Annotated in this window: 9 protein-coding genes, 2 tRNA genes and 3 rRNA genes; 7 read left to right on the top strand and 7 right to left on the bottom strand. The window is 40.5% G+C overall.

Translation table 11 applies throughout. The features are described from left to right. Positions 1 to 16 precede the first annotated feature (16 nt). From LA20533_RS01330 to LA20533_RS01300, 7 genes are all read left to right on the top strand, one after another. The gene (locus LA20533_RS01330) at positions 17 to 2,107 is read left to right on the top strand and encodes an LTA synthase family protein (RefSeq protein WP_056947360.1); all 2,091 of its coding nucleotides are present in this window, start codon (positions 17 to 19) and stop codon (positions 2,105 to 2,107) included. Between the two features lie 393 nt (positions 2,108 to 2,500). Continuing rightward, a 16S ribosomal RNA gene (locus LA20533_RS01325) occupies positions 2,501 to 4,074 on the top strand. Positions 4,075 to 4,201: 127 nt separating this feature from the next. Beyond that, positions 4,202 to 4,275, top strand: a tRNA-Ile gene (locus LA20533_RS01320). 30 nt (positions 4,276 to 4,305) lie between these two features. Further along, positions 4,306 to 4,378: transfer RNA gene (locus LA20533_RS01315), tRNA-Ala, on the top strand. A 250-nt stretch (positions 4,379 to 4,628) separates the two neighbouring features. Further along, positions 4,629 to 7,537: ribosomal RNA gene (locus tag LA20533_RS01310) — 23S ribosomal RNA — on the top strand. Between the two features lie 90 nt (positions 7,538 to 7,627). Continuing rightward, a 5S ribosomal RNA gene (gene rrf / locus LA20533_RS01305) occupies positions 7,628 to 7,744 on the top strand. The 16S, 23S and 5S rRNA genes sit together here with 2 tRNA genes alongside, the layout of an rRNA operon. A gap of 156 nt (positions 7,745 to 7,900) precedes the next feature. After that, positions 7,901 to 8,116 (top strand): DUF3800 domain-containing protein, encoded by a 216-nt coding sequence (locus LA20533_RS01300; RefSeq protein ID WP_054746100.1) that lies wholly within the window; start codon positions 7,901 to 7,903, stop codon positions 8,114 to 8,116. A 380-nt stretch (positions 8,117 to 8,496) separates the two neighbouring features. On the opposite strand, the gene LA20533_RS01295 is transcribed toward LA20533_RS01300, so the two are convergent. The 7 genes from LA20533_RS01295 to LA20533_RS01265 all read right to left on the bottom strand — a co-directional run bounded on the left by LA20533_RS01295 (position 8,497) and on the right by LA20533_RS01265 (position 15,776). Then, positions 8,497 to 9,621 carry a tyrosine-type recombinase/integrase gene (locus LA20533_RS01295; RefSeq protein WP_056947074.1) on the bottom strand — a complete coding sequence of 375 codons (1,125 nt, stop codon included), beginning with the start codon at positions 9,619 to 9,621 and terminating at the stop codon, positions 8,497 to 8,499. A gap of 113 nt (positions 9,622 to 9,734) precedes the next feature. After that, positions 9,735 to 10,628, bottom strand: a complete 894-nt coding sequence (locus tag LA20533_RS08740) for an SHOCT domain-containing protein (protein ID WP_056947071.1) — start codon at positions 10,626 to 10,628, stop codon at positions 9,735 to 9,737. A 177-nt stretch (positions 10,629 to 10,805) separates the two neighbouring features. Then, positions 10,806 to 11,408 carry a DUF5067 domain-containing protein gene (locus LA20533_RS01285; RefSeq protein ID WP_054746103.1) on the bottom strand — a complete coding sequence of 201 codons (603 nt, stop codon included), beginning with the start codon at positions 11,406 to 11,408 and terminating at the stop codon, positions 10,806 to 10,808. An 83-nt stretch (positions 11,409 to 11,491) separates the two neighbouring features. After that, a complete protein-coding gene (locus LA20533_RS01280; RefSeq protein WP_056947069.1) occupies positions 11,492 to 12,400 on the bottom strand; it encodes a DNA adenine methylase in 909 nt (302 codons plus the stop codon). 57 nt (positions 12,401 to 12,457) lie between these two features. Beyond that, a complete protein-coding gene (locus LA20533_RS01275; RefSeq protein ID WP_056947064.1) occupies positions 12,458 to 14,197 on the bottom strand; it encodes an ATP-dependent nuclease in 1,740 nt (579 codons plus the stop codon). 118 nt (positions 14,198 to 14,315) lie between these two features. Beyond that, positions 14,316 to 14,996: a hypothetical protein gene (locus LA20533_RS01270; protein WP_056947061.1), complete on the bottom strand. Its 681-nt coding sequence runs from the start codon at positions 14,994 to 14,996 to the stop codon at positions 14,316 to 14,318. 93 nt (positions 14,997 to 15,089) lie between these two features. Then, entirely contained in the window at positions 15,090 to 15,776 is a 687-nt protein-coding gene (locus tag LA20533_RS01265; RefSeq protein WP_056947058.1) for an Ltp family lipoprotein, read from the bottom strand.

Below are 15,776 nucleotides of genomic sequence, written 5' to 3'. Positions count from 1 at the left end.
ACAAAGGAGTAACCTAATGGTTAACGTAAAGTCTCGGTTGACTAGCTCATTTATCAAGCTAGTCGATTGGCTTTTTAAAACAAAAATCGGCTTTTTCACAATTGTCGTACTTTCATTCTGGTTAAAAACTTATCTGATTTATCAGACAAAATTCAATCTCGGTGCAACTGGCGCAATGCAGCAGTTCTTGTTGCTGTTTAATCCGATCCCCACAGCCATTCTCTTATTTGGAATTGGGTTGTTCTTTAAGGGACGTAAATCGTATTGGATTATTATAGCAATCGATTTCTTGCTCTCGCTGTGGTTATTTGCCAACATCCTCTACTATCGAGAATTCTCCGATTTTCTCTCAATGTCCATTATCAAGAGTTCGGGCTCAGCCTCTGATAACCTCAGTAACAGCATTATCGGTATTCTTTTGCCAACCGACTTTCTAGCATTCCTAGATGTTGTCCTCTTAATTTTGCTAGTGTCATTCAAGCTAATTCGAATTGATAATCGCATCGTCCGACCAAGGACTAGTTTCATGGTTGTGGCGCTCTCGGGCCTGTTAATCGGGCTCAACCTTACAATGGCCCAGACTGATCGCTCTGGATTATTGACCAGAACTTTCGATAATAATTATATCGTGAAGTACCTGGGCTTAAATACCTATGCCGTCTATGATGGGGTCAAGACTGCACAGACCACTGCTGTGATGGCGAAGGCTAATGCCAGCGATCTAAAAACCGTGCAGGATTACATCGAGAAGTATCGTGCAACGCCAAATCCTGCTTATACAGGTGTTGCGAAGAATAAAAACGTTTTTGTCATCCACCTAGAGAGTTTCCAACAGTTCCTCATCAACTATAAGGTTGATGGGCAAGAAGTAACACCAAATCTTAATAAGTTAGTGGCTGACCAAAATACGCTCAGTTTTGATAACTTCTTTAATCAGGTTGGTCAGGGTAAGACTAGTGATGCGGAGATGATGCTTGAGAACTCCTTGTTTGGGTTACCTTCAGGCTCTGCAATGTCGCTCTATGGTACGGCCAACACGTTCGAAGCTGCACCGGCAATTCTGGGGCAACAAGGCTATACCACGGCGGTCATGCATGGTGGTAAGGGTTCATTTTGGAACAGGAAGAACACCTATAAGTCTTGGGGGTATGACTTTTTCTTCGATTTGGCTGACTACACGAACAAGAAGGGCTTTTATCTGAACTATGGTTTAAAGGATAAGCTCTTCCTTAAGCAGTCAAGTAAGTATATCGAGCAATTACCTCAGCCGTTTTATACCAAAATCATTACTGTGACTAATCACTATCCATACCCACTTGACAAGGAGAATCAACAGATTGTGAAGACGGATACTGGTGATTCTACTGTGGATGGCTACGTACAAACAGCACATTATCTTGATCAGGCTCTTGGTGAATTTATTCAGTATTTGAAGGATACCGGCCTGTACAACAATTCACTCATTATGATGTATGGGGATCACTACGGTATTTCTGGTAATCACAAGAAGGCGAGTGCCCAATTATTTGGCCAAAAGACGTTTGATGATTTCGATAATCTACAATTTCAACGTGTACCGTTGATTTTTCACATGCCCGGATTAAAAGGTGGGGTTAATCACACATACGGTGGAGAAATTGATGTCCTGCCGACTCTTTTGAATCTTCTTGGAGTGAACAACGAAAATACGATTCAGTTTGGTAATGATCTACTTTCCTCTGCAAATCGCCAAATTGTTGCGCAGCGGAATGGTGACTTCGTTACACCGAAGTACAGTAAGGTCTCAACTGCTTATTACTACACTCAGACGGGTAAGAAGATTAAGAAACCAACGAAAGAGGAGAAGGATGAGTTAGCGACTATCGCCAATAGCGTGACCTCAGAGTTATCTTTGTCAGATCGTGTGATTACCGGGGATTTATTGCGCTTTTATGAGCCGAAGTGGTTCAAGAAGATAGACAAATCCAAGTATTCATACACGGTCAAGGACACGCAAAAACTCCTAGAAAAGTTGGATAAAACTACGACGACTAGTTTACTAAAACAAAATAAAGGCGTCTCAACCTTTGATAAATATAAGACTGACGCGCCAGAATTAAAAGAATAGCAAATGCTGTTCTTTTTTTCTTGCATTTATAAAAAGAATCAGGTAACATAGTTCAAGTCGTCAAGAGGACAAGCGAAAGCAAGTCAAGGCGAGCTGAGCTAGAAGTTAAAAAAACTTCTTGCAAAGCAAACGACGTTCTGGTAAAGTATTATCTTGTTGTCGGGAGAAAACAAGAGCTTAAGAAAAGCATCAAATGCGATTTAAAAAGCGCTTGCAAATCCTAGAGCGACGTGGTAACATTTATAAGTCGTCAACGGCGACGCAGTAGACCTTTGAAAACTGAACAAAGTTTCGATTTAAGTGTGCGGGGGGTCAAACCCCTAAAGATTTAAGCGAAGTCAATTCGTGAATAAACAATAAAACTAAGAGCTATTTGAAGAATATCTCAAGATAAAAATTGAGAGTTTGATCCTGGCTCAGGATGAACGCTGGCGGCGTGCCTAATACATGCAAGTCGAACGAGTTCTGGTTAAGAGTGGCGGTGCTTGCACCAAAGCGATTAACAATGGAACGAGTGGCGGACGGGTGAGTAACACGTGGGTAACCTACCCTATAGCGGGGGATAACATTTGGAAACAGATGCTAATACCGCATAACAACAACTATCACATGATAGATGTTTGAAAGATGGCGAAAGCTATCACTAAAGGATGGACCTGCGGCGTATTAGTTAGTTGGTAAGGTAACGGCTTACCAAGACGATGATACGTAGCCGACTTGAGAGAGTGATCGGCCACATTGGGACTGAGACACGGCCCAAACTCCTACGGGAGGCAGCAGTAGGGAATCTTCCACAATGGACGAAAGTCTGATGGAGCAACGCCGCGTGAGTGAAGAAGGGTTTCGGCTCGTAAAACTCTGTTATTGGAGAAGAAGGATAAGGTAAGTAACTGTACTTTATTTGACGGTAACCAACCAGAAAGTCACGGCTAACTACGTGCCAGCAGCCGCGGTAATACGTAGGTGGCGAGCGTTATCCGGAATTATTGGGCGTAAAGCGAGTGCAGGCGGTTGTATAAGTCTGATGTGAAAGCCCTCGGCTCAACCGAGGAATTGCATCAGAAACTGTATAACTTGAGTGCAGAAGAGGAGAGTGGAACTCCATGTGTAGCGGTGGAATGCGTAGATATATGGAAGAACACCAGTGGCGAAGGCGGCTCTCTGGTCTGTAACTGACGCTGAGGCTCGAAAGCATGGGTAGCGAACAGGATTAGATACCCTGGTAGTCCATGCCGTAAACGATGAGTGCTAAGTGTTGGGAGGTTTCCGCCTCTCAGTGCTGGAGCTAACGCATTAAGCACTCCGCCTGGGGAGTACGACCGCAAGGTTGAAACTCAAAGGAATTGACGGGGGCCCGCACAAGCGGTGGAGCATGTGGTTTAATTCGAAGCAACGCGAAGAACCTTACCAGGTCTTGACATCTAGCGCCAATCCCAGAGATGGGACGTTTCCTTCGGGAACGCTAAGACAGGTGGTGCATGGTTGTCGTCAGCTCGTGTCGTGAGATGTTGGGTTAAGTCCCGCAACGAGCGCAACCCTTATTACTAGTTGCCAGCATTAAGATGGGCACTCTAGTGAGACTGCCGGTGACAAACCGGAGGAAGGTGGGGATGACGTCAAATCATCATGCCCCTTATGACCTGGGCTACACACGTGCTACAATGGGCGGTACAACGAGTTGCGAACTTGTGAAAGTAAGCGAATCTCTAAAAACCGTTCTCAGTTCGGATTGTAGGCTGCAACTCGCCTACATGAAGCTGGAATCGCTAGTAATCGTGGATCAGCATGCCACGGTGAATACGTTCCCGGGCCTTGTACACACCGCCCGTCACACCATGAGAGTTTGTAACACCCAAAGCCGGTGAGGTAACCATTAATGGAGCCAGCCGTCTAAGGTGGGATAGATGATTAGGGTGAAGTCGTAACAAGGTAGCCGTAGGAGAACCTGCGGCTGGATCACCTCCTTTCTAAGGAAGCGAGTGGGAAGAAGCGTAGGAATACGTGGAAGCCACGCGACAAAAGCACACGAGAAACTTTGTTTAGTTTTGAGAGGTTTACTCTCAAGAACAGAATATCTAAAATTCAAGCGAAATCGGGCCTATAGCTCAGCTGGTTAGAGCGCACGCCTGATAAGCGTGAGGTCGATGGTTCGAGTCCATTTAGGCCCATAGCTTTTACGGAAGCTAGGAATAAGATATGGGGGTTTAGCTCAGCTGGGAGAGCGCCTGCCTTGCACGCAGGAGGTCATCGGTTCGATCCCGTTAACCTCCATAGGACGAGAAGTCCTATGAGTAGCACATTGAAAACTGAATACGATTCAAAGAAAGAAAACCGAGAATATAAAAAAGAGTGCAGCTGACACCGTTAAATCAAAGAGCAATTAAGGCAGACTTCAAAGGTCACGTAGTGACTGAAGAAGGCGACTTAAGGCGAATTGATTGGTGGTAGTTGCACGACTAGGAATATTCAATGCGAACGAAAAAGCCGAGAACGAAGTGAGGAATCACTAAAAATATTTGTAGGTTAAGTTAAGAAGGGCGCACGGTGAATGCCTAGGCACTAGGAGCCGATGAAGGACGTGACAAACAACGAAATGCTTCGGGGAGTCGTAAGTAGATTATGATCCGGAGATGTCCGAATGGGGGAACCCAGTAACGAGAGTTACTATCGTATATTGAATACATAGGTATACGAAGGAAGACGCGGTGAACTGAAACATCTCAGTAGCTGCAGGAAGAGAAAGAAAGATCGATTTCCCAAGTAGCGGCGAGCGAACAGGAAAGAGCCCAAACCAATAAGCTTGCTTATTGGGGTTGTAGGACTGCAAGAGAGTACAAGCAGGTATAGTCGAATAAGTTGGGAAACTTAGACAGAGAAGGTGAGATCCCTGTAGACGAAATATCAACTTGACGAAGCAGGATCCTGAGTACGGCGGGACACGTGAAACCCCGTCGGAATCTGGGAGGACCATCTCCCAAGGCTAAATACTCCCTAGTGACCGATAGTGAACCAGTACCGTGAGGGAAAGGTGAAAAGCACCCCGGGAGGGGAGTGAAAGAGAACCTGAAACCGTGTGCCTACAAGTAGTCAAAGCCCGTTAAAGGGTGATGGCGTGCCTTTTGTAGAATGAACCGGCGAGTTACGTTATGATGCGAGGTTAAGACGGAAAGGTCGGAGCCGGAGCGAAAGCGAGTCTGAAGAGGGCGAGATAGTATCATGATGTAGACCCGAAACCAAGTGACCTACCCATGTCCAGGTTGAAGGTGTGGTAAAACGCACTGGAGGACCGAACCCACGTATGTTAAAAAATGCGGGGATGAGGTGTGGGTAGCGGTGAAATTCCAAACGAACTTGGAGATAGCTGGTTCTCTCCGAAATAGCTTTAGGGCTAGCCTCGGGGGAATGATAATGGAGGTAGAGCACTGTTTGGACTAGGGGCCCGTCAAGGGTTACTGAATTCAGATAAACTCCGAATGCCATGTATCAATTACCCGGGAGTCAGACTGCGAGTGATAAGATCCGTAGTCGAAAGGGAAACAGCCCAGATCACCAGTTAAGGTCCCAAAATCTATGCTAAGTGGAAAAGGAAGTGGAGTCGCGCAGACAACTAGGATGTTGGCTCAGAAGCAGCCACCATTTAAAGAGTGCGTAATAGCTCACTAGTCGAGTGGCGCTGCGCCGAAAATGTACCGGGGCTAAGCATAGTACCGAAACTGTGGATGCATGATGAAAGTCATGTGTGGTAGGAGAGCGTTCTAAGGGCGGAGAAGGTAGATCGAGAGGACTACTGGAGCGCTTAGAAGTGAGAATGCCGGTATGAGTAGCGAGAGATAAGTGAGAATCTTATCCACCGAATGACTAAGGTTTCCTGGGGAAGGCTCGTCCTCCCAGGGTTAGTCGGGACCTAAGGCGAGGCCGAAAGGCGTAGTCGATGGATAACAGGTAGAGATTCCTGTACTAAGAGTTAACGTTTGAGTAATGGAGGGACGCAGGAGGATAAGGAAAGCGTGCGGCTGGATATGCACGTCCAAGTGTCAAGTCTGAGGATGAGTTAAATGCTTATCTTTGTCAGGACAAGATATGATGGGGAGCGAAATTAAGTAGCGAAGTTCCTGATTTCACACTGCCAAGAAAAGCTTCTAGCGAGTTAACAATTACCCGTACCGCAAACCGACACAGGTAGTCGAGGAGAGAATCCTAAGGTGAGCGAGAGAACTATCGTTAAGGAACTCGGCAAAATGACCCCGTAACTTCGGGAGAAGGGGTGCTGATAGAGATATCAGCCGCAGTGAATAGGCCCAAACAACTGTTTATCAAAAACACAGGTCTCTGCAAAATCGAAAGATGACGTATAGGGGCTGACGCCTGCCCGGTGCTGGAAGGTTAAGAGGAGATCTTAGATTCGTCGAAGGATTGAATTGAAGCCCCAGTAAACGGCGGCCGTAACTATAACGGTCCTAAGGTAGCGAAATTCCTTGTCGGGTAAGTTCCGACCCGCACGAAAGGCGTAATGATTTGGGCACTGTCTCAACGATAGACTCGGTGAAATTATAATACCCGTGAAGATGCGGGTTACCCGCGACAGGACGGAAAGACCCCATGGAGCTTTACTGTAGCTTGATATTGAGTATTTGTGAAACATGTACAGGATAGGTAGGAGCCGAAGAAGAGAGTACGCTAGTATTCTTGGAGGCGCTGGTGGGATACTACCCTTGTTTTATGAATCCTCTAACCTGCACCACTAAGCGTGGTGAGGGACAGTGTCTGGTGGGCAGTTTGACTGGGGCGGTCGCCTCCTAAAGTGTAACGGAGGCGCTCAAAGGTTCTCTCAGAATGGTTGGAAATCATTCGCAGAGTGTAAAGGTATAAGAGAGCTTGACTGCGAGAGCGACAACTCGAGCAGGTAGGAAACTAGGACTTAGTGATCTGGTGGTACCGCATGGAAGGGCCATCACTCAACGGATAAAAGCTACCCTGGGGATAACAGGCTTATCTCCCCCAAGAGTCCACATCGACGGGGAGGTTTGGCACCTCGATGTCGGCTCGTCGCATCCTGGGGCTGTAGTCGGTCCCAAGGGTTGGGCTGTTCGCCCATTAAAGCGGCACGCGAGCTGGGTTCAGAACGTCGTGAGACAGTTCGGTCCCTATCCGTCGCGGGCGTAGGAAATTTGAGAGGAGCTGTCCTTAGTACGAGAGGACCGGGATGGACATACCGCTGGTGTACCAGTTGTTCTGCCAAGGGCATCGCTGGGTAGCTATGTATGGAAGGGATAAGCGCTGAAAGCATCTAAGTGCGAAGCCCCCCTCGAGATGAGATTTCCCATTCGTAAGAAGTAAGACACCTTAAAGAATATGAGGTAGATAGGCTGGGAGTGGAAGTACAGTGATGTATGGAGCGGACCAGTACTAATCAGTCGAGGACTTAACCAAGAAGTAGCGCAAGCACAATAGGCAAACGCAAAAGGTTTTCTAGAAAAGAATCGTATTTAGTTTTGAGTGTGAGAATACTCAGAAGAAGAGTGTGGTGGCGATAGCAAGAAGGATACACCTGTTCCCATGCCGAACACAGAAGTTAAGCTTCTTAACGCCGATAGTAGTTGGTGGGAGACTGCCTGCGAGGATAGGAAGTTGCCACGCTCATTTGAGCCAAGTCGAAAGACTTGGCTTTTTTCTTTTGCTTTTAAAATATATATATGAGCGGCGCCAAAAAACAACCCTCACCGTTTGGTGGTGGCTATTTTTGTGGGATAATATACGATATACTGATTTAAAACGATAAGGTTTGGAATTTTGATGGTTCAACATTTATATTACTATTTTGATGATTCGGGTGTTCTTCACAATAATTCCAAGGAAGAATATTTTGTGTATGCAGGATACGTTTTTATTGGGAGAGAAAATCGTGACAAAGCCAGTAGAAAGTATAAAAGTTTGATCAGAAATATTCGTAACAAAATAGGTATGGAAGTGGAGTTAAAAGCCTCAAAATTAATCAGACTTCCAAATTAAGCGTGCCTGTATGTACGCCGGCTGAACTGGTAAGCTCTTCCCGCTAAGGGTTAGGCTTATTTTTATTGCTGAAATTACTGAAACTATTGAAAAGTTTCAAATGTTGTTAAATAAAAAAATCTCCTTCAGCGAATAATCGATAGGGGGATTTTTGTTAAATGGTGCGATAATTAAGACTCTGACTATATTTTGACTACATAAATCTGAATATCTATGAAAATAGGCAAAGACAAAATGACGTTAAATCAACATTACGAACGTTTACGAAAGTGTATAAACACTAAAACGGAGAATAAGGGTAGCGTACTCTATTATTAGATAAGCCTTTATTAAGAGTGATTTATAAACGTTGAGTAAGTTTTTGGCAGACTTTTGGCAGACTAAAAATTTAATAAATTAATTGCATTGGTTACACGAGCTTCACTATCGCTAGTCACATGGGTATATATATTTAAAGTCATCTCAACGGTTTCGTGGCCAAGAATTTTTTGAACATCAGTTGGCTTAATATTTGGATTACTCTCAAACAGTAAACTAGCAAAAGTGTGCCTAAATCTGTGGGTCGTAATATGCCGTAGTGATTTATTCTTATCATAAACTTGCCTTAGCCATTGTGCCGGTTTTGATAGACTAACGTACGTATCCTTATATGTGTGAAAAAGTTTATCAAATTCAGCATTGGCCAGTTTATATTTTCTCAATTCGGTTAATAGGTTGTCTGAAATGGGAACTGTACGTTTACTTTTTGTGCTTTTTGGACTACCTACAATCAGTTTGTTATTGAACCCACTCGTCAATGTTTTATTAATATCGATAGTTTTCGTTGTAAAATCAATATCTTTCCAGGTCAACGCAAGAGCCTCAGATCTACGAAGTCCAGTTGAAGCTAATAGGAGAAAGTAAACATATACTCTTTGATTAATAGACTTTGCAGTTTCAAGAAATTCAATCAACTCTTGCTTATTATAGAAGTTGTGTTCAGTGTCTCTATGAAGACGAGTACTCTTTTTCGGTAATATTACATTTGTGACAGGATTACCTGTTGCAAGGTCCATAGTAACTGCAAAGGTATACATACGATTTAAATAATTGTAGATAATTTTAAATTTAACAATTTCTTTTGCTTTTCTATCAACAAGCTGTTGGATGATGGGTGTGGTGATTTCATTTATGTAATATTTACCTAGGGTCGGTTTAATATGGTGATCAAAGACTTGCTGAGTTTTATTAGCTGTTGATTCTTTCACACTGATTTTATAGCTCTCAAACCAAAGCTTAAATAATTCTTCAATTGTTATTTCATCGTTAACTTTAGACTGTATGCCATCAACTTTCATCTTATTAAATACTGCGTTTGCCTCATTATAGGATTTAAAACCACGTCTCTTTGTATTGATTTTTTTTTTGGTTAGCTTATCTGTACCAAGATAAATATAGAATCCATATAGAGTTTGTCCATTTTTATTTTGATATTCAAAAATTGCGCTGTTTGTTCGTTTTGCCATTGTCGTAACACCTCCAAAGATGCTAAAATTGAGTATACAAAAAGCATGAGAGTGCCTTTTGTTGGTAGCCATATCCAACTTCTTGGCGGGAGGGGATATGGCTATTTTTTATGTTATAAATCAAGTAACTGTTTTTTCTTTGCTTCAAATTCATCCTGAGTTATTATGCCATCATCTAGTAAAGATTTAAACGATCTTAATTCGTCTGCTGTAGATACTTTATTTTCTTTAATTGCACTATTTAAGGGATTTCGTAGTTCTGGAATGAGCTTTGTATTGATTATCTGAGTTGCTTTAATAAACAAGTCTTTATTCGCTGCGCCTAATGAAATTGTGTTCGGTGCTTTAGCAGGATCTAAATTGCGATCAGTAGACCAATAATTTTTAGGTGTGTTTTGTAAACCCGGTGCGGAAACAGTAAAATATCCAGACATAAAATGAAAATCAACACTTGTATTTGATACCTGTGTTAAAGGCATGGAGAAGTTACCTTGTCCTATCATGTGACCAGTCATATAACCGGATTTAATGATGTATAATGTCTGATCAGTAACAATTAAAAACTCCTTAAAGTCTCCCTTAAGCATAATTATGACCATTTCACTAGATGGGACCAGTTGAGTAGCTAAATTAATAAGTACGTCTTGATCGGTATTTATAAACAAGCCGGAATTACTATATTTAATTTGATTAATTACCTTATAATTATCGTTATTCGAAGTGATTGAAGATTTTTCAAATTTTGATATAGCATCGTTAAATTTGGAAGTAAAAGTATTTAAGTTATCAGAGTCCAGCAATTCAAACGGAATTAGATCAACGATGTCATTATTAAGTATAATGTGGATTGTGCCTTTAACTGAGAATATTTTAGGATTTAAAAATCTTATATATGGCGTTTGATTTAATGGTATCGTTTTTTCTTCATCGTTTTTGTTTTTATAATATAAGTTATCATCATCAAACCTTAAAAAATAATGTTTACCACATGTGGTGACCTGTTCCATTGTTATTCCTCCAGAATCAGAACCTATTCTGATATAATATATTTGTGTTAATTATCACCAATGCCTCACTCGTGCCAGCGAGTGGGGTGTTTTTCTGTTTTAGACTAGTCAAAAGCAATTAGTTTAGATTCACCATTGGAATTGAATCGTAGCTAGTCACCAGACTTGGGGTGGAGCTTAGTTAACGTTAATTGTTTTAGTCCCAATGGTAGTAAAATCTTCGTTAGAAAATTCAATAGTAACCGGTGTGTCATTAACAAGCTTAAACATCATAACTGTTTCAACTGTTTTGCCAGGTAATAAGCTGTTATTTAGGTTATCTTCTTGAGCTTGTAGTGGATTATTGCCATTTTCATCCAAAGCTAATGTTCCTGGGTCTAAATTAACATTTGACGTATCTGTCTTTTGTTTAGCGTGGATAACCATGTAAAAATTGGATGGATCTTGTTCTTCGTCCGAATTATTCTTGATTGTGTTGTAAATAACTAATACCTTCTCACCATCTTCAATACCATCACGGATTTCAGACTTGGTAAGCGTCATGGTCTCCATTCCTGCATAAAAGACATTGTCATTGTAGAACCACTCTTTATCAGGCGATGTAGGAATCTTGACGGGCTCGCTACTGGACTTCTTGGTTGATTGTTTAGTAGATTTCTTACTTTCTACTTTTGAAGCTTTTTCAGCGCTGTCATTTGACGATCCTCTATCATTACTACATGCAGACAATAGTAGTGCAGCGGATAGCATTGTCCCAACTAGTAAAATGGTCTTTTTCATTACATATTCCTCCATTACCAGAATTCTGGTATAATTTATCTGTTATTAGAGTTACCCAAGTCACCGTTGCCGCGGTGGCTTTTTTATTTCATTTGTTGTAAGAATACTGGTTGATGTGATTTTATTTTTAAAGTAGGACTTGCAAATATTAATTCTGGTCGACGACCTCTGTTGTTATTATTTGCCGAATATCTTAATTCATACTCAAATCTAAACTTGGCCGATCTATACAATTCAGATATTTGTTGTTGCTTATCATAGGTTGTTATCCATTTATGTTTGTTCAACGATAATATTTCTTTTGCTAAATCTTCGTGGCCAGATTCATCAAATGATGAATAGTATAGATTTGAACCTTGCTCAAAGTAAGGTGGATCGAAGAAAATAAAGTCTTTATACTCATCCAGAGATTCTCGCATTTGCGGAATCATGTCCAGCGCGTTCATTCTGGTTAATTTGATATGCTCAGACATTGAGGCAATAATATTAATTTTGTTGATGATAGTTTCTTTATTGAAACGGGCATATATTTTTGTATTTGCTTGTTGATATCCACCAATTGGCCCACCGGTAATTATTCCGCTTCTATTTGTTCGATTTAAAAAAAGAGTACTAAATGCGTTATCAATAGAATTCTGATGGTTTTTTTCTTTAAAATAAATAGATCTTTGTTCTCTCCAATATTCAATATTATACTGATCAGAGTTGTCACTACCATAATAGTCAAATGGCACCTGTCTGATTCTATTAATTAATTGGTCCGGTTTATTTAGAATTGCATTCCAAACTGAATAAATAGATTTATCATAATCGTTTATCCATATTGATTTAACCAGGCCATTTTTTAGTAGTTTAATTGGTAAACCGGCTCCTCCTGCAAATGGCTCGCAGTATGTTCCACTAATTCTGTTAATTTCTAAGAGATTAACAACAAAATCATATAACTGAGTTTTTCCACCGGGGTAGCGAAATGGTGAGTCTGTTCGTGGCATCGTAGTCGCCTCCTTATCACCAAGCTATCATAATTCCACTCATTTGGCCAGAATAAATTACCCAAAAAGATGGGATTTATTCTTTTTATCAACCGCGCGAAGTGCGTTGTTGTAATGTTTAATGAATTCTTCCAATACCAGTCGATTATTTTGCTCGCCAAAATAATCTTGCAATAAGTGTGTTTTACTAAAGAAATCGATAATATTTTTCCACCATTTTATACTCTCATGTATTTCTTCAAAAGAATTTTTTGAGATGGTGTTGAACTTTTCTTGAATCTTCGAGCTTGTGTATAATGATAATTGTGAAGTATACTCCAAGGAATTCCAAAATTTTTGGTGTTTAATAGGATCATTAGCGTAGTCTTTTAAGATATTAAATAGGAATATCTCCGGAGGACAAAAAGTAGGCAAAAAAATGATATTATCCGCATTTGGGTTGCTGGTATGAAAGCCTTTGCTAAATTCTGTATTCTGCAATGCTTCATTATTATCAATTCCGTTTCTTAGTCTTGCATCTCCATCTAAAACAATAAGAATGGACTTAAAATAGTCATCTTTTTCTACTAAGGTTTTGAGATGATTCTTCCCAAGGCTTACGTTTACGCTTGTAATTGTTACATTGGGATTTCCAAAAGGTAACTCAAGAGATTTTGCAGCGTCTAATAATAAGTCTAAAGTATCTGACGTACTTTTGTCTTCACAATATATTTTAATTTCGGGGCCTCTAAATGAGATCTGATTAAACAAATCTGCTTTTAGTAATTCATAGTCATTTTGTTTTGAGACACGTGGGATATTAGTATCTTTAAAATAGACAAGTCGAAAATCGCTTTGATTCGGAACATCAAGTTTAATGATTTCTTTCAAAATTGTGAGTGAATGTGTGGTTATAACTATTTGCAAATTTAAGTCGTTTGAGAGAATAACTAATAAGTTCCACAAACGTAAGACGGCGCTTGGATGAAGAGAGGCATCTAACTCATCAATGCATAAAACGCCGCCATTATAGTTGGTGGGATCATTTTCTTTTATTGCATAGAAGTCCGTCAACGCCGACACTATACTGCTTAGGTTATCTTGTCCGACTGATTGTGTGTCGTTTGTTGTATCTTTGATAGTTAAAACTAAATGTTTTTTTCCAAGCCTCTCTTTTTCAACAAAATAAGCTGTGACATTCTCTGGGTCAATGGAATTGGGTAAAACGGAATTATAACATTTGGCAAAAAAGTCAGCGTAATTTTTTCTAAAAATGTTATTATTTTTTGCTACTTGGGTAGATTTTAGTTCGGTTTCGCCAAGCGGTAATAGTCTTGAAAGGCTCAGATAAATTGTTGGTACTTGTATCCTTTTAGAATCAGTTATGTCGAATGCTTCTTTTGCATCTTCAATTGCTTGTTTCTGTGTAACGTCAGTTTGACTGTCAATAGGGATAGAAGTTCTTGGAAGTGGTCTGATACCACGATTAGCTGCAGTATAATCATTAAATCCAATTCGTTTGGTTAGATAGTATTGAGTGTTAATCATTTGATCATAATCAATAAACAAACGATATGATTTATAATCTTCTTTTTCAGAAATTTTGAATAGCTCTGAGAATTCAGGCCTGAATGCTATTCCGTTTAATCTTCTTGGCTGATCACGACTGTTAGTTCCAGTCGTAGAAGCAATAAGCGATAGCAGACTTGATTTACCAATCCCATTCTCTCCTGATATTACAGTAATTCTCTGTCCAAAGGTAAAATTGATATTATGAAACTTCCGAAAGTTTTCAATTTTCATACTACGATATTTCATTATGTACAACCTCCATCATTTCAGTTGTTTTTTAACACCCACCGCCGGAATCGGACCGGCGCAGAGGTCACCAGACGTGGGGGGATATGGCTATTTTATATGCAGTTAATTATTTGAATTAAAACTTTATTGTAGCATCTGGAAAAACATTTCCGGTACCGGTGCTGTTGACATAGACATCGTCAAACTGAATTTTAAAACTGGTTAATTTGGCTGCTTCTTCTGCAGGGACCCAAAAAAGCGTCCAGATTGTCTTTTTTGCCTTACTTCCGACTTCTGCTGGGTCACCACCAGACACTCCTGTATCATCATCTAGCTGGGTACCATCACTCAAGATAAGTGCTTCGGGTCCGTATATATCCGCCCGTTCTTTTGTATTATTGTTTAACTCTGTTTCGATAGCTATTACATAAAAAAACTCTCCGGTGGCACTAGGAAAACTATCTTTAGTATTTTCTTTGTCCAAGTCGTCTTTGGGAGTAAATTTGGTCAAGCGTACTTCTTTTAGGTTAACGGTATAACCGCCCTTAGATAGAGTTTTATTAGGATTAACAACTTTAACATCTTGTGTTTTTCCAAAGTATGTAAACTGTTGTGGTAATACTTTCTTTTCGCCTTTAGGAATTTCCACATTAACATTTTGACTTGCACTTTTACTTTCGCCTTTAGGAATTTCCACATTAACATTTTGACTTGCACTTTTACTTTTGCCTGTATTAGTTGTATCTTTCCCTCCACATGCAGTCAATAATACGGCAGCTGAAAAGGCTACAAATCCAGCTGTGAGTAATTTTTTCATTCTTATTTTCCTCCAAATAAATTCAGCTTTTTAAGTCGTCAGATTTGGACATCTTCTTGGCAGGAGAGGATATGGCTATTTTCTTAATCTAGCCTAGTCGTTCAAGTGTTGTATTGCATATTCTGCTTCTTCAGAGGTAAATTTTTCACCAGAAGACGAAGTTAGTTGGTCACGAATTGCATCTGGTGACATTGACATGTCTTCCTGATAGCTTTTAGCCTTAGCTAACGCATTCTTTTTCCAGTCTGCCTTAACTTTCCCCATAGCGTAGTTTGCTTCTTCTTGGGTGAATTTCTCACCGGATGATGATACTAGTTGTTCTTGGACAGATTGTTTTGACATATCCATTGTTGTTGCATACGACTTAGCCTTTTCAAGCGCATTTTTATTCCAATCAGCTTTCACGTTATCAATTGCATACTGTGCTGCTTCAGCACTGAATTGTTCACCGGCTTCTGAAGTTAATTGATCATATACTCCTTGTTTAGACATGTTCATCATTGATGCATATGATTTGGCCTTTGCCAAAGCTGATTTGTATTCAGCAGGTACATCAACCTTTTTGGATGATGATGATTTTTCTTTACTTTTACTAGACGATTGTTCTGTCTTTTCTGATGTATCAGCAGATGATGTAGATTCTTTATCTCCGCCCCCGCCTAGTGAAGATCCAATTCCAGCCACCACGATTACCGCAAGTACCCAGAACCAAATTCGTTTGTAGAAAGGTTTCTTTACCTTATATGTCTTTCCATCTTCGCCCGTTACTTTTTTCGCCAT

The organism is Amylolactobacillus amylophilus DSM 20533 = JCM 1125, from assembly GCF_001936335.1.
GTDB classification, from domain to species: Bacteria; Bacillota; Bacilli; order Lactobacillales; family Lactobacillaceae; genus Amylolactobacillus; species Amylolactobacillus amylophilus.
The sequence above is the reverse complement of the archived record's forward strand: the minus strand, read 5'-3'. Positions and strand labels throughout refer to the sequence as shown.